Source organism: Paraburkholderia translucens (assembly GCF_020881035.1).
Taxonomy (GTDB): Bacteria; Pseudomonadota; Gammaproteobacteria; order Burkholderiales; family Burkholderiaceae; genus Paraburkholderia; species Paraburkholderia translucens.
The window spans coordinates 16,926-40,778 of the sequence record NZ_JAJITC010000002.1 but is presented as its reverse complement, the minus strand read 5'-3'; the positions used below and the strand labels follow the sequence as shown (position 1 = coordinate 40,778).

The window sequence follows — 23,853 nt, the reverse complement described above, 5'->3', positions numbered from 1 at the left end:
GAGGGTTCGGCTTCAGGTGAGGATCCTTTGTCGTGACCGTAGCCAGGACGAATGGCGCGTCACACCCACTCGCGCGGCACGAGGAAATCGCTGTACAAACGCGCTTCCGGCGTGCCCGGCTCGGGCTGCCAGTCGTAGCGCCAGTTCACCACGGGCGGCATCGACATGAGGATCGATTCGGTGCGTCCGCCGCTCTGCAGCCCAAACAGTGTGCCACGGTCGAAGACCAGATTGAACTCGACGTAGCGGCCGCGCCGATAGGCCTGGAACGCACGCTCAGCTTCGCCGTAAGGCGTGTTGCGGCGCCGCTCGATGATCGGCAGGTACGCCTTGAGGAAGCCTTCGCCGACACTTCTGAGCATCGCGAACGACTCGTCGAAGCCCGGCGCCGAGAAATCGTCGAAGAAAATCCCGCCGATGCCGCGTGGCTCGTTGCGGTGCTTCAGGAAAAAGTATTCGTCGCACCAGCGCTTGAAGCGCGGATACAGGTCCGCACCGTACGGCGCGAGCGCGTCGCGGCACACCCGATGGAAATGCCGCGCGTCTTCCTCGTAGCCGTAGTACGGCGTCAGATCCATGCCGCCGCCGAACCAGAACACCGGCTCTTCGCCTTCCTTGGTCGCAAGGAGCAGGCGCACGTTCATATGCACGGTCGGGCAGTGCGGATTGCGCGGATGGAGCACGAGCGACACGCCCATCGCCTCGAAGCCGCGCCCCGCCAGTTGAGGCCGCGCGGCGCTCGCCGAGCCCGGCAGCGCGTCGCCCGCGACGTCCGAAAAGCCGATGCCCGCGCGCTCGAAGAACTGCCCGCCTTCGAGAATTCGCGTGACGCCACCGCCGCGCAGCTTCTCGCCGGGCGCGCGTTGCCATGCGTCGGTCGCGAACGCGGTGCCGTCGAAGGCGCCCAGCGTGTCCGCGATATGCGATTGCAGGCCTTGCAGCCAGCTGCGCACGGCCTGTGCGTCGTAGCTCGAGTTGCTCATGAATGCAGGTGCTGAGGGCGGCACGCTCGTGGTGCCGCGAGTTCTTCGAAAGAGGGCGACGGCCCCGTTCGCGTCAGACGGGAGCCTGCGCGGGCGGGCCGTTCGTTCGGATCATGCGGGAGGCGGCGAGTGCCGCTTCAGTCGATCCGTGGACTCCCGGGCCCGTTTGTCGTGACGAGCGCGAAAGACGCAGTGTAGCGCGCGCCGTGTTGCGTGCCCGCAGCGTGGCGCCGGAGGCTCCGGCAGTGCGCTGCCTGCGGCACGCGCTCGCCGCTTACTTGCCGTCGTGCCTGCGGCTGAGCGCGCGATAGCCGATGTCGCGGCGATACTGCATGCCGTCGAACGCGATCTGGTTGATCGTTTGATAGGCGGCCGCCTGCGCGGTGCGCACCGAATCCGCAAGACCGACGACGCACAGCACGCGCCCACCCGAGGTGGTCAGCTTGCCGTCCTCCAGCGTGGTGCCGGCGTGGAACGTGACCGACTCCGCGGTTTCGGCGGGAATGCCGTTGATGAGGTCGCCCTTGCGCGGCGTGTCCGGATAATTGTGCGCCGCGAGCACGACGCCGAGCGCGGTGCGGCGGTCCCATTCGAGCTCGACGGTGTCCAGCGTGCCGGCGATCGCGTGTTCGACCACCTTCGAAAAGTCGCCCTTCAGGCGCGCCATGATCGGCTGTGTTTCGGGGTCGCCCATCCGGCAGTTGAACTCGAGCGTTTTCGGGTTGCCTTGCGCGTCGATCATCAGGCCCGCGTACAGGAAGCCGGTGTAGCGGATGCCTTCCTTCTCCATGCCGCGCACCGTCGGCAGGATGATTTCGCGCATCACGCGCGCATGCAGTTGCGGGGTGACGATCGGTGCGGGCGAGTAGGCGCCCATGCCGCCTGTGTTCGGGCCCTGGTCGCCGTCGAGCAGACGCTTGTGATCCTGGCTCGACGCGAGCGCGAGCACGTGCTTGCCGTCGACCATCACGATGAAGCTCGCTTCCTCGCCGGCGAGGAATTCCTCGATCACGACGCGCGCGCCGGCGTCGCCGAGCTTGTTGTCCGACAGCATCATGTCGACCGCGGCGTGCGCTTCTTCCAGCGTCTGAGCGACTACCACGCCCTTGCCTGCTGCGAGGCCGTCGGCCTTGATCACGATCGGCGCGCCCTTGGCGTCCAGATACGCGTGCGCGGCGGCGACATCGGCGAACGTCTCGTATTCGGCGGTCGGGATGCCGTGGCGCTTCATGAACGCTTTGGCGAAATCCTTCGAGCTCTCGAGCTGGGCGGCCTCTTTGGTCGGCCCGAAGATCTTCAGACCGCGCGAGCGGAACAGGTTGACGATGCCTGCCGCGAGCGGCGCTTCCGGCCCGACCAGCGTGAACGCAACCTGTTCTCTCTCGACGAAATCCGCGAGTGCGGCCGGTTCGGTGATGTCGATGTTGAGCAGACGCTCATCCTGAGCGGTGCCGCCGTTGCCCGGCGCGACGTAGACGAGCTGGACCCGCGGCGATTGCGCGAGCTTCCATGCCAGCGCATGTTCGCGACCGCCGGAACCGACGACGAGTAACTTCATGTGAATCCCCGAGACTTGAAAACCATAAACGGCCGAGCGGAGTGCTCAGCCGTGCAATAAACCATCAACAGCAAGGGCAAGCGATGCCTCGCGTCCCGTCATTCGCTGGCGATCGACGCGTTTGTATAGACTTCCTGCACGTCGTCTAGATTCTCCAGCGCGTCGAGCAGTTTCTGCATTTTCACGGCATCGTCGCCCGTGAATTCGACTTCGGTCTGCGGCTTCATCGTGACTTCGCCCACTTCGGCCTTGAAGCCCGCTGCCTCGAGCGCAGCCTTCACCTTCGAAAAATCGTGCGGCGGACACAGCACTTCGATACTGCCGTCCTCGTTCGTCAGCACGTCGTCGGCGCCCGCTTCGAGCGCGGCTTCCATCAGCGCGTCTTCGGCGGTGCCGGGGGCGAACAGGAACTGGCCGACGTGATCGAACATGAACGACACCGAACCGTCGGTGCCCATGTTGCCGCCGTTCTTCGAGAACGCGTGACGTACTTCCGCGACCGTGCGCGTGCGGTTGTCGGTCATCGTGTCGACGATCACCGCCGCACCGCCGATGCCGTAGCCTTCGTAGCGGATTTCCTCGTAGTTCGCGCCGTCCGCGCCGCCGACACCGCGCTGGATCGCGCGGTTGATGTTGTCCTTCGGCATGTTGGCGTCGGTCGCCTTGTCGACGGCGAGCCGCAGACGCGGGTTCGAGTCGATCTCGCCGCCGCCCAGACGGGCCGCGACCTGGATTTCCTTGATGAGCCGCGTCCAGACCTTGCCGCGCTTGGCATCGGCCGCTGCTTTCTTATGCTTGATGTTGGCCCATTTCGAATGACCCGCCATACTTTTCTCCGTCGCGCACGCCAGCGGGGCGCACGCATAGTGCAATTTCGTTGCGATGTCGGGCGCCTTGCGTGTTGCGCCTCGATGTCAAACCGTCAGGTGAAAGGCTGCCGGCCGCTCGTGTTGGCCCGCCGGGGCGGCCACGCCTGCCGCCGATTCCAGCCGGGCTGTTCCCGCACGCCGTTGCGCGCTTGCCCGCCGGTAGGCGTTCGTGCCGTTTCATGCAAGACCGGCCGGGCGGGCCGCAGCGCGATGGGGGCGGGGCAGCTTGCGCGGCCAGGCGCCGCATGACCTGATGCGAAAGCGCGGTGCGCCGGTCGAAATGGCAGACGGTGGTGCGAGTGATCGTGCGGGTCGAGCCGCTCGTCGAGCGGATTCGAATTTTATCACGCCGTGCGGGTGCGGCAGAGGGGGCCACGCCGTCAAACCGCGCGCAAATGGAATGAAATTGGAGCGGAAATGAAAGGAAGCTGTCGCCGGGAAGGTCGGGTGCGCTCGAAAGCGGGGCCGGCTGCGGCGCCGTGGCGACACAATGCCGCCCCGCCGGCCGCCCGCGTCAGTTCTTGGTGCCGAACAACCGGTCGCCCGCGTCGCCGAGACCCGGCACGATGTAAGCGTGCTCGTTCAAATGCGAGTCGAGCGACGCAACGAACAGCTTGACGTCCGGGTGCGCGTCCTGGAACACCTGCACGCCTTCGGGCGCGGCGATGAGCGCGAGGAACAGGATGTGTTCGGCGGCCACGTTGCGGCGCTTGAGCACATCGACCGCGTGCACGGCCGAGTAGCCGGTTGCGACCATCGGATCGCAAAGGATGAAAACGCGGTCTTCGAGATCGGGCAGTCGCACCAGATATTCGACCGGCCGATGGTCCTCCGCGCGGTACACGCCGATGTGGCCGACCCGCGCCGAGGGCACCAGTTCGAGCAGACCATCCGACATGCCGACGCCCGCGCGCAGCACCGGTACGATCGCGAGCTTCTTGCCGGCGATCACCGGCGCGTCGATCTCGACGAGCGGCGTGGCGATGCGGCGCGTGGTCATCGGCAGATTGCGGGTGATTTCGTAGCCCATCAGCAGCGTGATTTCGCGCAGCAGTTCGCGGAACGTGCGCGTCGACGTGTCCCGGTCGCGCATATGGGACAGCTTGTGCTGGATCAGCGGGTGATCGAGGATGAAAAGATTGGGAAAACGGCTGTCCTGGGTCATGGCGGGCTCGCGCGTGGCGGCAACGTGGATCGGGTCGGCGCGCCCTCCTTTCGTCCAGTCAGCACCCGGATGCGGGGCGGAGGGCAGAAGAAGCGCGCCACCGCGCAAGTTTACCGAAAGAGTCGCGCCCGGCGATACCTGAGATTGCAGCGGAGCGGCACAGTCCGGCACCGATTCTTCTAGAATCGGGGGAAACTTCGCCACCAGGACACATACACATGGACATGGGAATCGCAGGTCGTACCGCGCTCGTCTGCGCGGCGAGCAAGGGTCTGGGGCGCGGCTGCGCCGAAGCGCTCGCCGCCGAGGGCGTCAACCTCACGATCGTCGCGCGCACCGCAGAGACGCTCGAAGCGACCGCCGAGGCAATCCGCAAGCAGAGCGGCGTCGAAGTGAAGACGGTCGCATGCGACATCACCACGCCCGAAGGGCGTGCCGCCGCACTCGCCGCGTGCCCGCAGCCGGATATCCTCGTGAACAACGCGGGCGGGCCGCCCCCGGGCGACTTCCGCGACTTCACGCATGAGGACTGGATCCGTGCGCTGGAAGCGAACATGCTGACGCCGATCGAGCTGATCCGTCAGACCATCGACACGATGAGCGCGCGCGGCTTCGGGCGCATCGTCAACATCACGAGCTCGGCGGTGAAGGCGCCGATCGACGTGCTCGGTCTGTCGAACGGCGCTCGCTCGGGGCTGACCGGCTTCGTCGCGGGCCTCGCGCGCAAGGTCGCGCCGACCGGGGTGACGATCAACAGCCTGCTGCCGGGCCTGTTCGATACCGACCGCATCGCGGTCACGTTCGAGGCGCAGGCGAAGACGTACAACATTTCCGTCGACGAAGCGCGCAAGCAGCGCATGAAAACCATCCCGGCCGGACGCTTCGGCAATCGCGACGAATTCGGCCGCGCCTGCGCCTTCCTGTGCAGCGTGCACGCGGGCTACATCACTGGGCAGAACTGGCTGATCGACGGCGGCGCTTACCCCGGCACGTTCTGAGCCGCCCGCGCAAACGGCGCACATCACCACAACACGACAACCATCATTACAACGGTTTGAGGAGTCTTACGTCATGCCCACCCGCATTGCGCTGATCGCGCACGATCACAAGAAGGACGACATCGTCAAACTGGCCGGCGAATACGCCGACACGCTCGCGCGCTGCGAGATCGTGGCGACCGGCACGACCGGCGGACGCATCAGCGACGCGCATGGCCTCACGGTCGAGCGCATGCTGTCGGGCCCGCACGGCGGCGATCTGCAGATCGGCGCGCAGCTCGCCGAAGGGCGCGTCGACATGGTCATCTTCCTGCGCGACCCGATGACGCCGCAGCCGCATGAGCCGGACATCAACGCGCTCGTGCGCGCGTGCGACGTGCACAACATTCCGTGCGCGACGAACATCTCCACCGCGCGCATGGTGCTCGACGTGCTGACCCTGCGCCTCGCCGGCAAGGCGTAAGCGTGCGCGTTGCCGCGCGACGATCCGCAACGGCATTCAGACAACCATTCAGACAAATCAAGGAGGCAAGATGGTCAAGGCAATCCGATTCGACAAAACCGGCGGCCCTGAAGTGATGAAATGGGTCGACGTCGAGGCGGGCGAGCCCGGCGCGGGCGAGATCCGCATCCGTCAGACGGCGGTCGGCCTCAACTATATCGACGTGTATTTCCGCACCGGTCTGTATCCGCTGCCGCTGCCGGGCGGGCTCGGCATGGAAGCGGCCGGCGAGGTCAGCGCGGTCGGCTCGGGCGTGAGCGGTCTGAAGGTCGGTGATCGTGTCGCGTATGTCGCGCGGCCGCCTGGCGCCTATGCGCAGGAGCGCGTGCTGCAGGCCGCGCAGGTCGTCAAGCTGCCCGACTCGATCAGCGACGAGCAGGCGGCGTCGGTGATGCTGCAAGGCTTGACCGCGCAGTATCTGCTGCGCCGTACGTATCCGGTGAAGCCCGGCGACACGATCCTGATCCAGGCCGCGGCGGGCGGCGTCGGTCTGCTCGTGTGCCAGTGGGCGAAGGCGCTCGGTGCGACGGTGATCGGCACGGTCGGTTCCGACGAAAAAGCCGAGATCGCGAAAGCGCACGGCTGCGATCACGCGATCGTCTATACGCGCGAGAACTTCACGAAGCGCGTACGCGAGATCACCAATGGCGCGGGCGTGCCGGTCGTCTACGATTCGATCGGCAAGGACACCTTCGAAAAATCGCTCGACTGCCTCGCGCCGCTCGGCATGTTCGTGAGCTTCGGCAACGCGTCGGGTCCGCTGCCGCCGATCGATTCATCGGAATTGGCGGGGCGCGGCTCGCTGTTCTTTACGCGCCCGACGCTCTTCACCTATATCGCGAAACGCAGCGATTACGAGGCAATGTCGGCCGAGCTGTTCGACGTGCTGACTTCCGGCAAGGTCAAGACCAGCATCAATCAGCGCTATGCGCTGCCCGACGTCGGGCAGGCGCACGCGGATCTCGAAGGACGGCGCACGACCGGCTCGACGATCCTGCTGCCGTAGAACCCTGGAGGCAATAGCGCAGCCTCACTGCGATTCGAGTCGTCAAGCAATGGCCGTTTCATCGCGAGATGAAACGGCCATTGCCGTTTACGCGATTTTTACGCGCACCCGGCCATCTTTGACCCGCCCTTTAGACGGATCGGCATACCTTTGCGTTTATCCAAAATCCGTCAATGGGGAAGAAAAATGGATGTGCTGTATGTCGGAGGGATCGTGGTATTCGCCGCGTTGACCTTTGGGCTGATAGGCGGATGCGAGAAGCTGATGCAGTTCCGTCGTGGGCAGGGAGACCGTTCATGACCTGGATACTGTGGCTTTCCGGCGCGTCCACCGCGCTGCTGTTCATTTATCTCGTGTATGCGCTGCTGCGCGCGGAGGACATTGAATGAACGAGAACGATGTCCTGCAGGCGAGTCTTTTTATCGTCGTGCTATTGGCCGCCGCGGTGCCGGTGGCGAGCTATCTTGGCGCTGTCATGGACGGCAGCTCGCGCGTGGTGCGCTTTGGCGCGCCGCTCGAGCGGCTGCTTTACCGCATCGCGGGCGTCGATCCGTCGCAGGAAATGGGCTGGAAGCATTACGCGATTGCGACGGTCGCGTTCAACGTGCTCGGCGTGGCATTCCTGTACGTGCTGCTGCGCGTGCAGGGCTGGCTGCCCGGCAATCCGCAGCAGTTCGGCGCGATGTCGGTCGACAGCGCGTTCAACACCGCGGTCAGCTTCGTGACCAACACGAACTGGCAGGACTACACGCCCGAGCAGACCGTCAGCTACCTCACGCAGATGCTCGGCCTGACCGTGCAGAACTTCATGTCGGCGGCGACCGCCATCGTCGTCGTGATGGCGCTGATTCGCGGCTTCGCGCGTCACACCGCGCAGACGATCGGCAACTTCTGGGTCGACATCACTCGGGTCACGCTGTACGTGCTGATTCCGATGGCGGCGCTCGTCGCGGCGCTGCTGATGAGCCAGGGGGTGATCCAGAACTTCAAGGCGTTTCAGGACGTGCCGACGCTGCAGACGACCACCTATGCCGCGCCGAAGCTCGACGCGCAAGGCAACCCGGTCAAGGACGCGAAGGGTAATCCCGTGACCGTCGATACCCAGGCGAAGACGCAGACCATCGCGATGGGCCCGGTCGCGTCGCAGGAAGCGATCAAGATGCTCGGCACCAACGGTGGCGGCTTCTTCAACGCCAATTCCGCGCATCCGTATGAAAACCCGACGCCGTTCTCGAACTTCGTGCAGATGCTCTCGATCCTGATCATTCCGGCCGCGCTTGCGCTCGTGTTCGGCCGCGTGATCGGCGACCGCCGGCAGGGCGTGGCCGTGCTCGCGGCGATGACGATCGCGTTCGGCGTCTGCGTGTTCGGCGAGATCAGCGCCGAGCAGAGCGGCAATCCGGCGTTCACCGCGCTCAACGTCGATCAATCGGCGAGTGCGCGGCAGGCGGGAGGCAATGCGGAAGGCAAGGAAACGCGCTTTGGCATCGCGCAGTCGGGCATCTTCACGGTGGCGACGACGGCGGCGTCGTGCGGCGCGGTCGTCAATACGCACGATTCTCTGACGCCGATCGGCGGCCTGTATCCGATGCTGTTGATGCAGCTCGGTGAAGTGATCTTCGGCGGCGTCGGCTCCGGCATGTACGGGATGCTCGTGTTCGCGCTGCTCGCGGTGTTCGTCGCGGGTCTCATGATTGGACGCACTCCTGAGTATGTCGGCAAGAAGATCGAGGCGTACGAGATGAAGATGGTGTCGATCGTCGTACTGCTCACGCCGCTGCTCGTGCTGGTCGGTACGTCGATCGCCGTGCTGACCGATGCGGGCAAAGCCGGTATCTCGAACCCCGGCGCGCATGGCTTCTCCGAAATCCTTTACGCGTTCAGCTCGGTCGGGAACAACAACGGCAGCGCGTTCGCGGGTTTGTCGGTGAATACGCCGTTCTACAACTGGCTCACTGCGATCGCGATGTGGTTCGGCCGCTTCGGCACGATCGTGCCGGTGCTCGCGATCGCCGGCTCGCTCGCCGCGAAGAAACGCATCGGCGTCACCGGCGGCACGCTGCCGACGCACGGACCGCTGTTCGTCGTGCTGCTGCTAGGCACGGTGCTGCTGGTCGGCGCGCTGACCTACGTCCCGGCGCTCGCGCTCGGTCCGGGCGTCGAGCATCTGATGATGATCGGCGTGCAGTGACGCGGTGCGCGAACCAACGACCGAACCGGCGCTTGCCCGGACGAACCCTGCAAGCGCACACGGAAATTCGAGGATTCAATGACTGAACATAACGCTACGCGGTCCATGTTCGACCCCGCGCTGCTGCGCCCGGCGATCGTGGACTCCTTTAAAAAGCTCACGCCGCGCACGCAGTTCCGCAACCCGGTGATGTTCTGCGTGTACGTCGGCAGCATTCTGACCACCATTCTGTGGATCGCCGCGCTCGGCGGCCAGGCCGAGGCGCCCGCGGGCTTCATTCTCGCGGTCACGCTGTGGCTGTGGTTTACGGTGCTGTTCGCGAACTTCGCGGAGGCGCTCGCCGAAGGCCGCTCGAAGGCGCAGGCCGCGTCGCTGCGCAGCGCGAAGAAAGACGTGATGGCCAAGAAGCTCAACGAGCCGCATCCGAAGTCGCCGATCCGCATCATGACCGCGTCCGATCTGCGTAAAGGCGACGTCGTGCTGGTCGAAACCGGCGACGTGATTCCGGCCGACGGCGAAGTGGTCGACGGCGTCGCGTCGGTCGACGAGTCGGCGATTACCGGCGAGTCGGCGCCGGTGATCCGCGAATCGGGCGGCGACTTTTCGTCGGTGACGGGCGGCACGCGCGTGCTGTCGGACTGGATCGTCGTGCGCGTCACCGCGAACCCCGGCGAGGCGTTTCTCGACCGCATGATCGCGATGGTCGAAGGCGCGAAGCGTCAGAAGACACCGAACGAAATCGCGCTGACGATCCTGCTCGTCGCGCTGACGATCGTGATGCTGCTCGCCACCGCGACGCTGCTGCCGTTCTCGATGTTCTCCGTCGAGGCCGCCAAGGCTGGCCAGGTGGTGACGATCACCGCGCTCGTCGCGCTGCTCGTGTGCCTGATTCCGACGACGATCGGCGGTCTGCTCTCGGCGATCGGCGTGGCCGGCATGAGCCGCATGATGCAGGCGAACGTGATCGCGACCTCGGGCCGCGCCGTCGAAGCGGCCGGCGACGTCGACGTGCTGCTGCTCGACAAGACCGGCACGATCACGCTCGGCAACCGCCAGGCGTCGCAGTTTCTGCCGGCGCCGGGTCTCACCGAAGAAGCGCTTGCCGATGCGGCGCAGTTGTCGTCGCTTGCCGACGAAACGCCGGAAGGCCGCAGTATCGTCGTGCTCGCGAAGCAGCGCTTCAATATCAGGCAGCGCGAGATGAGTTCATTGCACGCGACTTTTCTCGCGTTCACCGCGCAGACGCGCATGAGCGGCGTCGATCTGTCGCCCGAAGGGACTCCCCCGGGGACGCACGGCCGCGAAATCCGCAAGGGCGCAGCCGATGCGGTCAAGCACTACGTGGAAGCGCATGGCGGCCGTTTCCCGAACGAAGTCAGCAATACGGTCGCCGATGTCGCGCGACGCGGCAGCACGCCGCTCGTGGTTGCCGAGAAGGGCGAGCAGGGCGCGCGCGTGCTCGGCGTGATCGAGTTGAAGGACGTCGTGAAGGGCGGCATCAAGGAGCGCTTTGCCGAGTTGCGCAAGATGGGCATCAAGACCGTGATGGTGACGGGCGACAACCGGCTGACCGCCGCCGCGATCGCGGCCGAAGCGGGCGTCGACGACTTCCTCGCCGAAGCGACGCCCGAAACGAAGCTCGCGACGATTCGCGCGCATCAGGCCGAAGGGCGGCTGGTCGCGATGACCGGCGACGGCACCAACGACGCGCCCGCGCTCGCGCAGGCCGACGTCGCGGTCGCGATGAACACCGGCACGCAGGCGGCGAAAGAGGCCGGCAACATGGTCGACCTCGATTCGAATCCGACCAAGCTGATCGAGATCGTCGAAATCGGCAAACAGATGCTGATGACGCGCGGCTCGCTCACGACATTCTCGATCGCCAACGACGTCGCCAAGTACTTCGCGATCATTCCGGCCGCCTTCGCGTCCACGTATCCGGCGCTCAATGCGCTGAACGTGATGCATCTGGCGACGCCGGCCTCCGCGATCATGTCGGCGGTGATCTTCAACGCGCTGATCATCGTGCTGCTGATTCCGCTGGCGTTGAAGGGCGTGCGCTATCGCGCGCTCGGCGCGGCGATCCTACTGCGCCGCAATCTGCTGATCTACGGCCTCGGCGGGATCATCGTGCCGTTCATCGGCATCAAGCTGATCGATATGGTGCTGGCCGCCTTCGGCTGGGTTTGAGCGTGAAGTAACCAGAAGTGATGAAAAGGGAAAGAGACCCATCATGAAAAATCTGTTCCGTCCGCTGATCGTGATCTTCGCGGTGCTGACCGTGATCACGGGACTCGCTTATCCCGCGGTGATGACCGCGTTCGGCCAGGCGGCGTTCCACGAACAGGCCAATGGCAGTCTGATCGAGCAGAACGGCAAGGTGGTCGGCTCGAAGCTGATCGGCCAGCAGTTCGACGCGCCGCAGTACTTCTGGGGCCGGCTGTCGGCGACGACGCCGATGCCGTACAACCCGCTGAACTCGGGAGGCTCGAACCTCGGTCCGAACAATCCGGCGCTGCTCGACGAGATCAAGGGCCGGCTCGCCGCACTGAAGGCAGCGGGCACCGACATGTCGAAGCCGGTGCCGGTCGATCTGGTCACGTCCTCAGGCAGCGGCCTCGATCCGGAAATCAGCCCGGCCGCCGCCGCGTATCAGATCGAGCGGGTCGCGCAGGCGCGTCATCTCGCGCCGAACGAGGTGCAGGCGCTCGTCGAGCGCTACACGACGGGGCGCCAGTTCGGCGTGCTCGGCGAGCCGCGCGTGAACGTGCTGAAGCTCAATCTCGCGCTCGATGAAATGAAGCGAGGCTGAGCCACCGGCGCAACGCGCCGGTGCACCGACAGCCCGTCGACCGCGCTTGCGCTTGATCGATCAGACAGCGGCGTCCGCGTGGCGCCGCGCTTTCATTTGCGAGCCGGCGCGGGCCGTGCCACCATGCAGACACCGCCGCTTGCACGACTATCAGAACCACCGAGCATGAACCGCCCCGATCCTGACGAACTGCTCGACAAGCTGCAGCGCGACGAAGAGAAACGTCTGCGCGGCAGGCTGAAAATTTTCTTCGGCGCGTCCGCTGGCGTCGGCAAAACCTATGCAATGTTGCAGGCCGCGCGCCGCCGCAAGGAAGAGGGCGTCGACGTGCTGGTCGGCATCGCTGAAACGCACGGGCGCGGCGAAACCGCCGCACTGCTCGCGGGGCTCGAAGTGCTGCCGCTCGCGCAGATCGAGTATCGCGGCCGCAAGCTCGGCGAGTTCGATCTCGATGCCGCGCTCGCGCGCAAGCCGCAACTGATTCTCGTCGACGAACTCGCGCATTCGAACGTCCAGGGCGCGCGCCATCTGAAGCGCTGGCAGGACGTCTACGAACTGCTCGACGCGGGAATCGACGTTTATACGACCGTCAACGTGCAGCATCTGGAAAGCCTGAACGACGTGGTCGGCCAGATCACCGGTATCCGCGTGTGGGAGACGGTGCCCGATCGGGTGTTCGATCAGGCCGACGAAGTCACGCTCGTCGATCTGCCGGCCGAGGAACTGCTCGACCGTATGCGCGACGGCAAGGTGTACATGGCGCAGCAGGCCGAGCGCGCGGTGCGCAACTTTTTTCGCAAGGGCAACCTGATCGCGCTGCGCGAGCTGGCGCTGCGCCGCACCGCCGATCGCGTCGACGCGCAGATGCGCGAGTACCGCGCCGACCGGTCGATCCAGCGTATCTGGCAGGCGCGCGAGCGGCTGCTGGTGTGCGTCGGTCCCGGTCCGGAAGCGCCGGCGCTGGTGCGCTCGGCGGCGCGCCTCGCCGCGAGCCTGAAGGCCGACTGGCTCGCCGTGTACGTCGAAACGCCCGCGTTGCAGCGGCTGCCCGACGCGCGACGCGCACGCACCCTGAACGCGTTGAAGCTCGCCGCCGAGCTCGGCGCCGAAACCGCGACGCTCGCCGCCACAGATGCGCTCGACGCGCTGATCGGTTACGCCCAGGCGCGCAACGTTTCGAAGCTGGTGGCGGGCGCATCGTCGCGTACCGGCCTCAGCCGCTGGCTGCGCCGGCCGCTTGGCGAGCGCATCGCCGAGAAAAGCGGCGATCTCGATCTCACGCTGATTCGCGTGTCCTCGGAGCGCGATGGCGGCGAGCAGCGGCGTCTGCTGAACACGACCGCGAATGCGTGGCGCGAAGCGTTGAGCGCGGCCAGCGAGCGTCGTTCACCGGCGCGCGCATATGCGCTCGCGCTTGCGATCGGCACGGCGATCACGCTGCTGTCGAGCCAGCTGATCGACCACATCGATCTGACCAACCTCGTGATGCTGTACCTGCTCGGCGTCATCTTCACGGCGGTGAAGCTGGGGCGCGGGCCCGGCGTCGTATTGTCGTTCGCGAGCGTCGCCGCGTTCGATTTCTTCTTCGTGCCGCCGCGCATGTCGCTGTCGGTCTCCGATACGCAGTACTTGCTGACGTTCTTCGGCATGTTGCTGACCTCGCTCGTGATCAGCCATCTGACATCGAGCCTGCGCCGCGAGGCGAGCGTCGCTCGACGCCGTGAGCAGCGCACCGGCGTGATGTACGAGATGACGCGCGAGCTTGCCGCGGCGCTGACCACCGAGCAGATCGTCGGCATCGGCACCCGGCACGTGAGCGAAGTGTTCGGCGCGCGCGTCGCGATTCTGCTGCCCGACAGCGCCGATCAGGTCAAACAGAAGATCGAGGACCCCGACGCGGCGATCACGCTCGAAGGCGACGCGCTCGATCTCGACGTCGGCCAGTGGGTCTACGACCAGCAGAAACCGGCCGGCCACGGCACCGACACCTTGCCGGCCGCGCTCGCGCTGTATCTGCCGCTGAAAGCGCCGATGCGCACGCGCGGCGTGCTCGCGGTCGTCGTGCGCGACGAGCGCGAGCTGACCGTGCCCGAGCAGCGGCGCATGCTCGACGCGTTCGCCGCGCAGATCGCGCTCGCGCTCGAACGCGTGCACTACGTCGATATCGCGCGCGACGCGCTCGTGAACATGGAATCGGAACGGCTGCGCAATTCGCTGCTGTCGGCGATTTCGCACGATCTGCGCACGCCGCTGACGACGATCGTCGGATTCTCGTCGATGCTCGCGCAGGGGCGGCAGGGGCGCTCGGCGGGTGCGGCGAACGCTGCGCAAACCGAAGCGCAGTCCGCCGTGCAGCGTGACGACGAGCTGGTCGACTCGATCCACGAAGAGGCGCTGCGCATGACCGGCATCGTCACGAACCTGCTCGACATGGCGCGCCTGCAGGCGGGCGGCCTGCAACTGAACCAGCAATGGACGCTCCTCGAGGAGACCGTCGGCGCCGCCTTGCGCGCCTGCAAGCGCACGCTCGCGGACCGTCCGGTGCAGGTCAGGCTGCCGCCCGATCTGCCGTTGCTGCATCTCGACGCGGTGCTGATGGAGCGGCTTTTCTCGAACCTGTTCGAAAACGCGGCCAAATACACTCCGTCCGGCACGCCGCTCGCGATCGGCGCGCAGCAGATCGATGCGGACGGCGCGCCATTCGTGCGCATCACGATCGACGACAACGGCCCCGGCCTCCCCGCCGGCATGGAAGCGCGCGTGTTCGAGAAATTCACGCGCGGCGAGAAGGAGTCGGCGAAGCCGGGTATCGGTCTGGGGCTCGCGATCTGCCGTGCGATCGTCGAGGCGCACGGCGGTACAATCGGCGCGCTCAACCGGATTGCGGCGGATGGCCACGTCGAAGGCGCGCGCTTCTGGTTCACGCTGCCGGTGAAGACGCCGCCCGCCGCGCCCGATACGCTCGAAGACGAAAGCGTCGCCACCGATGCCGCCGCCGGGCTCAACCCGCTCAACCGACCCGCCCATGAGTGACCTGAGCATCACCGTCGTCCTGATCGAAGACGAAAAGCAGATTCGCCGCTTCGTGCGCACCGCGCTTGAAGGCGAAGGCATCACCGTATACGACGCCGAAACCGGCAAACAGGGGCTCGTCGAAGCGGCGACGCGCAAGCCCGACCTCGTGATCGTCGATCTCGGCCTGCCCGACACCGACGGCCTCAACGTGATCCGCGAGCTGCGCGGCTGGAGCGAGCTGCCGGTGATCGTGCTGTCGGCGCGCACCCAGGAAAGCGAGAAGGTCGCCGCGCTCGACGCGGGCGCCGACGACTATCTGACCAAGCCGTTCGGCGTGTCCGAACTGCTCGCGCGGATCCGCGCGCATCTGCGGCGGCGCAATCACGGTGGCGCGAGCGAATCGCCGCAGGTGCGCTTCGGCGAGGTCACCGTCGACCTGGCGCTGCGCCAGGTCACGCGCGACGGCGCCGCGATCCATCTGACGCCGATCGAATACCGGCTGCTCGCGACGCTCGTGCGGCACGCTGGACGCGTTCTCACGCACCGGCAGTTGCTGCGCGACGTGTGGGGGCCGTCGCATGTCGAGAGCCACCACTATCTGCGCATCTACATGGCGCATTTGCGCGGCAAGCTCGAGCGCGACCCGGCGCAGCCCGAGCATATCGTCACGGAGACGGGCGTCGGCTACCGGCTGGTGGGTGCGGCCTGAGGGCGGCCACGATGCCGCTGCGGTTATAATCTCCTGACGTAAGGACGACCTTACGCTTGCATCAATCATCGGGGACGGCCCCATTTTTCATGGAGCTGTTTCGATGTCCTGGTTTCTTCTCCTGATTGCCGGTTTGCTCGAAGTCGCGTGGGCGGCCGGTCTCAAGACTTCCGAAGGTTTCACCCGCTTCTGGCCGTCCGTCTTCACGGTCGTGACCGCACTCGGCAGCTTCGTGCTGCTCGCGCTCGCGATGCGCCAGCTGCCGCTCGGCACGGCCTATGCCGTGTGGACCGGGATCGGCGCGGTCGGCGCGTTCATTTTCGGCGTCGTGATGATGGGCGAGGCCTTGACGCTCGCGCGCGTCGCCAGTGCGTCGCTGATCGTGATCGGGCTCGTCGGGTTGAAGCTGTCGTCGGGGCACTGACTCGACGGCCGCGAGCCAGACGGCTCGCGGCGACCATTGCTGGCAAGCCACAGTGGGGCTTCACCGTTCGACGTTCCGCGAATTATCGTCGCTATAATGAGGCAGACACGACCGTGAGATTGTCCCCGGCCAGGCTGGTGCGGCCTGACTGGCGCGGCCGGCCTGGCGAGTCTGACGGCTTCGGCGCGGAACCCCCGCTTGTTTGCGCCGCGGCGCCCGGCACGCACAAAGCGCGTGGAGGCGGCCATGCTTGAATCACTTTCGCTTGCAGCGGGCCTTTCGTGGGGCAGCGGTCTGCGCCTCTATCTGACGGTCCTGCTGGCCGGCGTGTTCGAACGTCTTGGCCTGATTCATTTGCCGAACAGCTTGTCGGCGCTGTCTTCGCCGTGGGTGATCGGCGCGGCGGTCGTGCTGACGCTCGCCGAATTCCTCGCCGACAAGATCCCCGCGTTCGATTCACTGTGGGACGCGATCCACACCTTCATCCGCATTCCGGCCGGCGCCGTGCTGGCCGCCGGCGCGCTCGGCCACGCCGATCCAGCGCTGCTGACCGTCGCGGCGCTTGCGGGCGGTACGCTCGCCGGCACCGCGCATCTGGCGAAGGCGGGCACCCGCGCGTTGATCAATCTGTCGCCTGAGCCGGTGTCGAACGTCGTCACGTCGACCGCCGAGGACGGCCTCGCGATCGGCGGCGTGCTGCTCGCGCTGTTCGCGCCGCTCGCGTTTCTGGTCTTGATGGTAGGCTTCCTGCTGCTCGCGGCGTGGGCATTGCCGCGGTTGTGGCGTGGCGTGCAGGGCGGTTTTCGCGGCATGGCCACGCACATGGTGTCGCGATTTGCGAGGAGCAGGCACGATTGAGCGAAGCGCTACCAGGGTCTAAGGCGGGTTCAAGGGCGCGCGTCGGCACGAGGGCCGCGCGCGGGTTCGGGGGCATCGATCTGGTGCGCCAGGCCATGCGGATGACGGCGCGCGACTGGCGCGCGGGCGAGTTGACGATGCTGCTGCTCGCGCTCGTGCTGGCGGTCGCGGCGTTGTCGAGCGTCGGGTTTCTCGGCGATCGTCTGCATCAGGGACTCGAGCGCGACGCGCGGCGCATGATCGCGGCTGACTTCATCGTGCGCGCCGATCATCCGGTCGATCCGCAATTCGCCGCCGAGGCGCGCCGGCTCGGCCTGCGCACCGCCACCACGGCGATCTTTCCGAGCATGATCAATTCGACCGGCCCGCAACCGGCGTCGCGGCTCGCCGCCGTCAAGGCGGTGTCGCCGGGCTACCCGCTGCGCGGCGCGTTGCGGATCGCGCCGGCGGCAGGCGCGGCCGATCATCCGGCGACGTCGATTCCGGCGCCGGGCACCGTGTGGGTCGATGAGGAGTTGCTCGACGCATTGAAGCTCAAGCTCGGCGATGCGGTGAAGGTCGGTAATCGCAATTTCACGGTCGGCGCGCTGATCACGCGCGAGCTCGACCGCGGCTTTTCGTTCGTCAACTTTTCGCCGCGCCTGATGCTGAGCGCCGACGACGTGCAGTCGACCGGCCTCATCACATACGGCAGCCGCGTCACGTACCGGCTGCTGGTCGCCGGCCCCGACGACGCGGTCGCGCGCTTCGCCCAGTTCGCGCATGAACGCGTCGACAACGGCAAGATGCGCGGCGTCGCGCTCGAGTCGTTGCAGGACGGCCAGCCGCAAGTGCGCCAGACGCTCGACCGCGCGAGTCACTTCCTGACGCTCGTATCGTTGTTGACCGCGCTGCTCGCGGCGGTCGCGATCGCGATGGCCGCGCACCGCTACATGCGCCGGCATCTCGACGGCTGCGCGGCGATGCGCTGTCTCGGCGTGAGCCAGACCGCGCTGCGCGCGCTGTTTACGCTCGAATTCGTCGGGCTCGGCGTGATGGGCGGCGCGCTCGGCGTGGCGCTCGGTTATCTCGGACATCTCGCACTGCTGACCTGGCTTGGCGGCCTGATCGACGTGGCGCTGCCACAGCCGACGCTGTGGCCCGCGCTCGAAGGCATCGCGGCCAGCCTCGTGCTGCTGCTCGGCTTCGCGCTGCCGCCGCTGTTGCCGCTCACGCGCGTGCCGCCGGTGCGCGTGCTGCGCCGTGAATGGGGTGAGGAGGCACGCACGGTGTGGGCCGCCTACGCATTCGGCATCGTGCTGTTCGCGGGGCTGCTGATTCTCGCCGCCGGGGAATTGAAGCTCGGCGGCATCGTCGCGGGCGGTTTCGCGGGCGGGCTGCTGGTGTTCGCGGGCATCGCCCGGCTCGTCCTGTGGGGCGCGGCGCGCGTGGTGCGCAGCGAACGCGTCGATGCGGGCATCGGCTGGCGCTATGCGCTGGCGTCGCTGGAGCGGCGCAGCAGCACGAGCGCGCTGCAGATTACCGCGCTCGGCATCGGCCTGATGTGCCTGCTGCTGATCGCGATGACGCGCAACGACCTCGTGCAGGGCTGGCGGAAATCCACGCCGCCCGACGCGCCCAACCAGTTCATTATCGACATCCAGCCCGATCAGCGCGCCGCGGTCACGCAGTATCTGGACGCGCACGGCATCGCCGGCGCGGCGCTTTCGCCGATGGTGCGCGGCCGGCTCGTCGCGATCAACGGCAAGGCAGTCAACCCCGACTCGTTCAAGGGCGCGGACGCGCGGCGCCTCGTGGACCGCGAATTCAACCTGTCGTACACGACGCGGCTGCCCGAGGACAACCGGATCGCCGCGGGCACCTGGTTCGGCGACACGACGAAGCCGCAGATCTCGATCGAGCAGGGTCTCGCCAAGCTGATCGACGTGAAGCCCGGCGACGTGCTGCGTTTCGACGTGACGGGCCTCACGGTCGACGCGCCGGTCACGAGCGTGCGCAAGCTCGACTGGGGTTCGTTCAAGGTCAACTTCTTCGTGCTGATGCCGCCCGCCTCGTTGCAGGATTTCCCGGCGACGTTCATCACGAGCTTCCATCTGCCGGCACGCCAACAGTCGACGATCGACGGCCTGATCGCCGCGTATCCGAATCTCACCGCGATCGACACCGGCCCGATCCTCGCGCAGGTGCAGCGCGTCCTGCAACAGGTGATCGGCGCGGTGCAGTTCCTGTTCGCGTTTACGCTCGCGGCCGGCGTGCTGGTGCTGTACGCGGCGCTCGCCGGCACTCGCGACGAGCGTATGCGAGAATCCGCGCTGCTGCGCGCGTTGGGCGCGTCGCATCGCCAGGTGCGTGCGGTGCAGGTGGCCGAATTCGTCGCGGTCGGCGCGCTCGCCGGGCTGATGGCGGCGCTCGGCGCGCAGATCGTCGGCTCGCTGCTCGCTACGCACGTGTTCGAGTTTTATCTGGACGTCGATCCGTGGCTGCCGCCGGCGGGCATTGCCGCTGGCGTCGCGTGTGCGGGCGTGGGCGGCTGGCTGAGTCTGCGGCACGTGTTGGCGCGGCCCGCGCTGCAATCGCTGCGCGACGCGTGAGCGTTCTTTCTGGGTTTTCTTGCGGTTAAGCAGGGTATGAGCGATTTGAACGACGAAGTGGCCTCGGACCAGCCGACGGCCTTCGAACTGGTGGGCGGCGAGGCGCGCGTACGTGAGCTGGTCGACCGGTTTTACGACCTGATGGATCTCGAGGCGGAGTTCGCCGGGATTCGCGCGCTGCATCCGGCGTCGCTCGATGGTTCGCGCGACAAGCTGTTCTGGTTTCTGTGCGGCTGGCTCGGGGGCCCGGATCATTACATCAGCCGCTTCGGGCATCCGCGTCTGCGCGCGCGGCATTTGCCGTTCGCGATCGCATCGGGCGAGCGCGACCAGTGGTTGAGATGCATGGCATGGGCCATGGAGGATGTCGGCTTGCCGGAGCCGCTGCGCGAGCGTCTGCTCGGCTCGTTCTTCGAGACCGCGGACTGGATGCGCAACCGCAATGGCTGATGCGCCGCGGCGTTCCACACCCACACCGTACTCGGTCGAAGCCGACTATGCGGCGCTCGCGCCGCGGGCGAGGGAAGTTCTCGACTTCTGGTTCGGTGCGCCGGATTCGCCGGACTACGGCAAGGAGCGCAAGCTCTGGTTCAAGCGCGACGAGGCGCTCGACACGAGGCTGCGCGAATGTTTCGGCGATCTGATCGACGAGGCGAACGCGGGTGCGCTCGACGCCTGGCAAGCTAGGCCGTTGGGCGCGTTGGCGCTCGTCATCGTGCTCGATCAGTTTTCGCGCAACTGCCATCGCAATACACCCCGCGCCTTCGCGGCCGACAGCAAGGCACTGCATACCGCGCAACGGATGATCGCGAGCGGCGCCGACCGGTTGTTGCCGGGCACCCAGCATCGGGCGTTCGCGTATCTGCCGTTCGAGCACGATGAATCGTTCGCGAGCCAGCAGGAGTCGCTGCGTCTGTTCAAGCAGCTCTCGGCGGAGCCTGATGGTGACGGCTACTACCGGCACGCACTGCGCCATGCGAAAGTGATCGAGCGGTTTGGGCGCTTTCCACATCGCAACGTTGTGCTCGGGCGTCAATCGAGCGACGAGGAGATCGCGTTTCTGCGCGAGCCCGGCTCGTCATTCTGAAGCAGCGCGGCCCCGCGCGGGGCACTCAGCCGCCGCGACGCGGGCCGCGGTTCGGCTCGTCACCTTGCACACTGCTCGCCGCCGGCGTGTGCACGAACACCCGCAACAATTCATCCGAATCGCCGGGCCGCGCACCGGTCCAGAACAGCCGCCATTCGCCGGTCGGCTCTTGCGCGTTGTCGTGGCGGCTTTCCTCGATCAGCCACGTGCAGGCGGTCGTGCGCGGATCTTCGCTCGGCCGATGCTCGATGCCCGTGTAGTAGTAGAGCATCGGCGCTTCGGATTCGCCGAGTCCGATGCTTGCCATGCAGTCGCCGTCGTTCCATTCGAGATCCATCTTCGCGCCGAGGTCCCGGAACACCGAGCGGTAGCTCTTCGCATAGTCGAGCCAAGGCAGCAAGAGCGTGCTGACCAGCCCCCACACGAGCATCGCGCCGGCGCACCAGCTGAGCGCGCCGCGCCATTTGCCCAGGTGCTTGAACGACGGCAGCAGCCACAGCCAGCCGATCGTCAGCAACAGCCCGCTGCCGATCAGCTCGGGCGTGATCGGCAGCACCCAGTCGAGCGGCAGCCAGCGGCCGAGCAGATGCAGCGACGCATGTGTGCTCGCAGGACTCGTCATGATCGACCAGACGACCCATACGAGCGCGGCCGCGCTGCCGAACAGCACGCGGCTCGTCATGTCCCAGCCGGTATGCAAACGCGCGGGCAAGCGCTCGACGCCCCGCATCGCGACGAGCGCGAGCGGCGCGATGAACGGCAGGATGTACAGCTCGCGAACCGTCGCCGAGCTTTGCAGCACCGCGAAACCGATGCCCGCGAACAGCAGCGGCAACGCGACGCGTGGATCACGCCAGCGCCGCCACGCACCACCGGCGACGGCGGCCAGTGCGAGCGGCACGACCGGAAAGCCGACGCTCAGCACGGTGCGCAGCACGAACAGACGGCTCTCGTTCTCGGAGCCGAGCTCGGCGACCGAGAAACCGAAGAATCTCCCGACGTTGTTATCCCACAGCCACACCTTGAAGAGTGCCTCGGAGCGCAGGTAGAAGCAGATCGGCCAGATCAGCGCGAACGGCGCGCAGACGAGCGCGGCGAGGCCGAGCGCGCCCGCGAAACGGCGGCTGCGGCACGCGGGATAGAGCAGCAGCACGGCGCAGGTGGTTGCGCCGAACACGAGCGGTACGAACAGCCCCTTCGCGAGCAGCGCTACACCGACGCCGGAGCCGAACATCGTTGCTGCGTTGATGATCGCGTGGCGCCGCTCGCGGGCATCGAGCAAGTGGGATTGCCGTGTGGCTTGCGCAGCCTGCGGAAAATACGACGCGGCGCGCGGGTCGTCGCGCAGATGCACGAGCACGAGTTCGAACAGCCCGCAGAAGCCGAGCGCGGCGCCGGCCATGAGTGCGACGTCGGTCATCATGTCGTGCACGTGCTTGACGACGACGAGGGTGCCGCCGAACAGCGCGAGCGTGCCGATCACGCGCAGGTCGAACCAGCTGGACGCATCGATCGCGCGACGCGCGACGCGTCCTGTGTAGTAGACCGTCAGGCCCGCGAACAGCGCGCTCGCGAGCCGCGCCGCGTCGTGCAGGGGCAGATAGCGGCCAAACATCCACGCGAGGCCGGCGGCGGCCCAGTCATAGAACGGTGGCTTTTCGACGAAGGGCTGACCGGCATTGGTCGGCACGACGAGGTCGCCGCTCTCGAGCATGTGCTGGACGATGCCGAACGTGTAGGTTTCGTCCTGCTTCCACGGCTCGTGACCGAGAACGCCTGGCAGGAGCCAGGCGCATAGGATCGCCAGCGCGACGAGCCACAGCAGCGGACGGATCGCCGCAAGCGCGCGCCAGCGCTGCAGGCCGCGCGTGGCGCGGTCGACGGCGACGGCGGAGCCTGATGTTCGAGCGGTGCCGGTGGAAAATGCTGCCTCAGGCGCGCCGCCCGAGGATGCAGCCGAGGTCGAGGCCGTCGCGCTGGAATTGTGCGCGCGTCCTCGCGGGGACTGCTTCTCTTGCATGGAAGTCTCTGGTCATCGTACGCGGCGTTGCCCTCGTACTTTTGTTTTGCAGGGCGAAGCCTACGATCGGGCCGATTGTAGCGTCGCAATATTACGGAGGATTACAGCCAAGAGGAGACGCGCGTATTTGATTAGCGGCTGTATCGGTCTGCCGTCAGATTGATGGCTCGGAAAAGGAGAGCAGGGGCACCGGGTGTTGTCAAAACGCAGCCGTAGCGGACCACGCTTCGCGCTTGAGGCGCCGCTCCCATTCGCACGCAGCCTTCGTTCAGCGGCCGCCCGCGACGTCGAACAGCGCGCCGGTCACGTACGAGGCCGCGTCGCTGAGCAGCCACACGATCGCCTCGGCGACTTCGTCCGCGCGGCCGGGGCGGCCGAGCGGCGTGGTCAGGCCCAGTTGGGCGGCGCGCTCGGGCTTGCCGCCGCTCGCATGAATCTCGGTGTCGATCAGACCCGGACGCACTGCGTTCACGCGCACGCCCTGCGGGCCGAGTTCTTTCGCGAGGCCGAGTGTCATCGTGTCGATCGCGCCTTTCGACCCCGCATAGTCGACGTATTCGTTCGGCGACCCGAGCCGCGCCGCCGCCGATGAGATGTTGACGATCGCGCCGCCCGCGCCGCCGCGCCCGGTCGACATGCGCCGCGCCGCTTCGCGCGCGCACAGATAGGCGCCAAGCACGTTGACGTCGAACATGCGTTTCAGACGGGCGAAGTCCATGTCGGCGAGCGCGCTCGACGGTGCGACGATGCCGGCGTTGTTGACGAGCGCATCGAGACGACCGAAGGTTTTCTGCAGCGTCTCGAACATGCCGATCACGTCGTCTTCGCTCGCGACATCGCCGGCGATCGGCACCGCGCGGCCGCCCGCGCGCTCGACCTCGGCGACCGTCTGCTGAGCAGCGGCGAGATCGCGCACGTAGTTCACGCCGACGCACCAGCCGCGCGCGCCCAGCAGACGCGCGGTGGCGCGGCCGATGCCGCGGCTGCCGCCAGTGATGAGAACAGCTTTCGTCATTGCAACCTCATTGTTCGGGTGAGGCGCGCGGTGCGCTTCACTCGGGTTTG

The 23,853-nt window shown here is 66.7% G+C and carries 21 protein-coding genes; 15 read left to right on the top strand and 6 right to left on the bottom strand.

The window, feature by feature from the left end; all coding sequences use genetic code 11:
- Positions 1–59: 59 nt before the first annotated feature.
- The 4 genes from hemF to upp form a co-directional block, all read right to left on the bottom strand.
- Positions 60–983, bottom strand: coding sequence for an oxygen-dependent coproporphyrinogen oxidase (hemF, locus tag LJ655_RS03405; protein WP_230559859.1), 924 nt, complete (start codon positions 981–983; stop codon positions 60–62).
- 274 nt (positions 984–1,257) lie between these two features.
- Positions 1,258–2,541 (bottom strand): phosphoribosylamine--glycine ligase, encoded by a 1,284-nt coding sequence (purD, locus tag LJ655_RS03400; protein WP_230559858.1) that lies wholly within the window; start codon positions 2,539–2,541, stop codon positions 1,258–1,260.
- 98 nt (positions 2,542–2,639) lie between these two features.
- Positions 2,640–3,368, bottom strand: a complete 729-nt coding sequence (locus LJ655_RS03395) for a YebC/PmpR family DNA-binding transcriptional regulator (RefSeq protein WP_230559857.1) — start codon at positions 3,366–3,368, stop codon at positions 2,640–2,642.
- A gap of 556 nt (positions 3,369–3,924) precedes the next feature.
- Positions 3,925–4,575 (bottom strand): uracil phosphoribosyltransferase, encoded by a 651-nt coding sequence (upp, locus tag LJ655_RS03390; protein ID WP_230559856.1) that lies wholly within the window; start codon positions 4,573–4,575, stop codon positions 3,925–3,927.
- Positions 4,576–4,793: 218 nt separating this feature from the next.
- Between upp and LJ655_RS03385 the strand changes: the two genes are divergently transcribed.
- The 15 genes from LJ655_RS03385 to LJ655_RS03315 all read left to right on the top strand — a co-directional run bounded on the left by LJ655_RS03385 (position 4,794) and on the right by LJ655_RS03315 (position 20,768).
- Positions 4,794–5,573, top strand: coding sequence for an SDR family oxidoreductase (locus LJ655_RS03385; RefSeq protein ID WP_230559855.1), 780 nt, complete (start codon positions 4,794–4,796; stop codon positions 5,571–5,573).
- A 73-nt stretch (positions 5,574–5,646) separates the two neighbouring features.
- Positions 5,647–6,036 carry a methylglyoxal synthase gene (locus LJ655_RS03380; RefSeq protein ID WP_230559854.1) on the top strand — a complete coding sequence of 130 codons (390 nt, stop codon included), beginning with the start codon at positions 5,647–5,649 and terminating at the stop codon, positions 6,034–6,036.
- A gap of 70 nt (positions 6,037–6,106) precedes the next feature.
- Positions 6,107–7,081: a quinone oxidoreductase family protein gene (locus LJ655_RS03375; protein WP_230559853.1), complete on the top strand. Its 975-nt coding sequence runs from the start codon at positions 6,107–6,109 to the stop codon at positions 7,079–7,081.
- A 186-nt stretch (positions 7,082–7,267) separates the two neighbouring features.
- Entirely contained in the window at positions 7,268–7,381 is a 114-nt protein-coding gene (locus tag LJ655_RS03370) for a potassium ABC transporter ATPase (RefSeq protein WP_230559852.1), read from the top strand.
- On the top strand, positions 7,378–7,470 hold the full coding sequence (kdpF, locus tag LJ655_RS03365) for a K(+)-transporting ATPase subunit F (RefSeq protein WP_230559851.1): 93 nt from the start codon (positions 7,378–7,380) through the stop codon (positions 7,468–7,470). The genes LJ655_RS03370 and kdpF overlap by 4 nt, the downstream gene beginning before the upstream one ends.
- Positions 7,467–9,272 carry a potassium-transporting ATPase subunit KdpA gene (kdpA, locus tag LJ655_RS03360; RefSeq protein WP_230559850.1) on the top strand — a complete coding sequence of 602 codons (1,806 nt, stop codon included), beginning with the start codon at positions 7,467–7,469 and terminating at the stop codon, positions 9,270–9,272. Before kdpF ends, kdpA begins: the two co-directional genes overlap by 4 nt.
- A gap of 78 nt (positions 9,273–9,350) precedes the next feature.
- A complete protein-coding gene (kdpB, locus tag LJ655_RS03355) occupies positions 9,351–11,462 on the top strand; it encodes a potassium-transporting ATPase subunit KdpB (RefSeq protein ID WP_230559849.1) in 2,112 nt (703 codons plus the stop codon).
- Positions 11,463–11,505: 43 nt separating this feature from the next.
- Positions 11,506–12,084 (top strand): potassium-transporting ATPase subunit KdpC, encoded by a 579-nt coding sequence (kdpC, locus tag LJ655_RS03350; protein ID WP_230559848.1) that lies wholly within the window; start codon positions 11,506–11,508, stop codon positions 12,082–12,084.
- A 165-nt stretch (positions 12,085–12,249) separates the two neighbouring features.
- Positions 12,250–15,117 carry a DUF4118 domain-containing protein gene (locus LJ655_RS03345; protein ID WP_230559847.1) on the top strand — a complete coding sequence of 956 codons (2,868 nt, stop codon included), beginning with the start codon at positions 12,250–12,252 and terminating at the stop codon, positions 15,115–15,117.
- Positions 15,110–15,808, top strand: a complete 699-nt coding sequence (kdpE, locus tag LJ655_RS03340; RefSeq protein ID WP_230559846.1) for a two-component system response regulator KdpE — start codon at positions 15,110–15,112, stop codon at positions 15,806–15,808. Before LJ655_RS03345 ends, kdpE begins: the two co-directional genes overlap by 8 nt.
- A gap of 103 nt (positions 15,809–15,911) precedes the next feature.
- Complete coding sequence (gene sugE / locus LJ655_RS03335) at positions 15,912–16,232, top strand: quaternary ammonium compound efflux SMR transporter SugE (protein WP_230559845.1); 321 nt, start codon at positions 15,912–15,914, stop codon at positions 16,230–16,232.
- Between the two features lie 246 nt (positions 16,233–16,478).
- Positions 16,479–17,090: a DUF4126 domain-containing protein gene (locus LJ655_RS03330; protein WP_230559844.1), complete on the top strand. Its 612-nt coding sequence runs from the start codon at positions 16,479–16,481 to the stop codon at positions 17,088–17,090.
- The gene (locus LJ655_RS03325; RefSeq protein ID WP_425605767.1) at positions 17,087–19,681 is read left to right on the top strand and encodes an ABC transporter permease; all 2,595 of its coding nucleotides are present in this window, start codon (positions 17,087–17,089) and stop codon (positions 19,679–19,681) included. The genes LJ655_RS03330 and LJ655_RS03325 overlap by 4 nt, the downstream gene beginning before the upstream one ends.
- 36 nt (positions 19,682–19,717) lie before the next feature.
- Positions 19,718–20,131 (top strand): group II truncated hemoglobin, encoded by a 414-nt coding sequence (locus LJ655_RS03320; RefSeq protein ID WP_230559843.1) that lies wholly within the window; start codon positions 19,718–19,720, stop codon positions 20,129–20,131.
- On the top strand, positions 20,124–20,768 hold the full coding sequence (locus LJ655_RS03315; protein WP_230559842.1) for a DUF924 family protein: 645 nt from the start codon (positions 20,124–20,126) through the stop codon (positions 20,766–20,768). Before LJ655_RS03320 ends, LJ655_RS03315 begins: the two co-directional genes overlap by 8 nt.
- Before the next feature lie 25 nt (positions 20,769–20,793).
- Here the strand turns inward: LJ655_RS03315 and LJ655_RS03310 are convergent, their stop codons facing one another.
- Both LJ655_RS03310 and LJ655_RS03305 read right to left on the bottom strand, forming a co-directional pair.
- Entirely contained in the window at positions 20,794–22,788 is a 1,995-nt protein-coding gene (locus LJ655_RS03310; protein ID WP_230559841.1) for an ArnT family glycosyltransferase, read from the bottom strand.
- Positions 22,789–23,056: 268 nt separating this feature from the next.
- Positions 23,057–23,803, bottom strand: coding sequence for an SDR family oxidoreductase (locus LJ655_RS03305; RefSeq protein ID WP_230559840.1), 747 nt, complete (start codon positions 23,801–23,803; stop codon positions 23,057–23,059).
- Positions 23,804–23,853 lie beyond the last annotated feature (50 nt).

Bases quoted from the DNA above. Each gene is read 5' to 3' on its own strand.
- hemF (WP_230559859.1), bottom strand. From the start codon at position 983: ATGAGCAACTCGAGCTACGACGCACAGGCCGTGCGCAGCTGGCTGCAA.
- purD (WP_230559858.1), bottom strand. From the start codon at position 2,541: ATGAAGTTACTCGTCGTCGGTTCCGGCGGTCGCGAACATGCGCTGGCA.
- LJ655_RS03395 (WP_230559857.1), bottom strand. From the start codon at position 3,368: ATGGCGGGTCATTCGAAATGGGCCAACATCAAGCATAAGAAAGCAGCG.
- upp (WP_230559856.1), bottom strand. From the start codon at position 4,575: ATGACCCAGGACAGCCGTTTTCCCAATCTTTTCATCCTCGATCACCCG.
- LJ655_RS03385 (WP_230559855.1), top strand. From the start codon at position 4,794: ATGGACATGGGAATCGCAGGTCGTACCGCGCTCGTCTGCGCGGCGAGC.
- LJ655_RS03380 (WP_230559854.1), top strand. From the start codon at position 5,647: ATGCCCACCCGCATTGCGCTGATCGCGCACGATCACAAGAAGGACGAC.
- LJ655_RS03375 (WP_230559853.1), top strand. From the start codon at position 6,107: ATGGTCAAGGCAATCCGATTCGACAAAACCGGCGGCCCTGAAGTGATG.
- LJ655_RS03370 (WP_230559852.1), top strand. From the start codon at position 7,268: ATGGATGTGCTGTATGTCGGAGGGATCGTGGTATTCGCCGCGTTGACC.
- kdpF (WP_230559851.1), top strand. From the start codon at position 7,378: ATGACCTGGATACTGTGGCTTTCCGGCGCGTCCACCGCGCTGCTGTTC.
- kdpA (WP_230559850.1), top strand. From the start codon at position 7,467: ATGAACGAGAACGATGTCCTGCAGGCGAGTCTTTTTATCGTCGTGCTA.
- kdpB (WP_230559849.1), top strand. From the start codon at position 9,351: ATGACTGAACATAACGCTACGCGGTCCATGTTCGACCCCGCGCTGCTG.
- kdpC (WP_230559848.1), top strand. From the start codon at position 11,506: ATGAAAAATCTGTTCCGTCCGCTGATCGTGATCTTCGCGGTGCTGACC.
- LJ655_RS03345 (WP_230559847.1), top strand. From the start codon at position 12,250: ATGAACCGCCCCGATCCTGACGAACTGCTCGACAAGCTGCAGCGCGAC.
- kdpE (WP_230559846.1), top strand. From the start codon at position 15,110: ATGAGTGACCTGAGCATCACCGTCGTCCTGATCGAAGACGAAAAGCAG.
- sugE (WP_230559845.1), top strand. From the start codon at position 15,912: ATGTCCTGGTTTCTTCTCCTGATTGCCGGTTTGCTCGAAGTCGCGTGG.
- LJ655_RS03330 (WP_230559844.1), top strand. From the start codon at position 16,479: ATGCTTGAATCACTTTCGCTTGCAGCGGGCCTTTCGTGGGGCAGCGGT.
- LJ655_RS03320 (WP_230559843.1), top strand. From the start codon at position 19,718: ATGAGCGATTTGAACGACGAAGTGGCCTCGGACCAGCCGACGGCCTTC.
- LJ655_RS03315 (WP_230559842.1), top strand. From the start codon at position 20,124: ATGGCTGATGCGCCGCGGCGTTCCACACCCACACCGTACTCGGTCGAA.
- LJ655_RS03310 (WP_230559841.1), bottom strand. From the start codon at position 22,788: ATGCAAGAGAAGCAGTCCCCGCGAGGACGCGCGCACAATTCCAGCGCG.
- LJ655_RS03305 (WP_230559840.1), bottom strand. From the start codon at position 23,803: ATGACGAAAGCTGTTCTCATCACTGGCGGCAGCCGCGGCATCGGCCGC.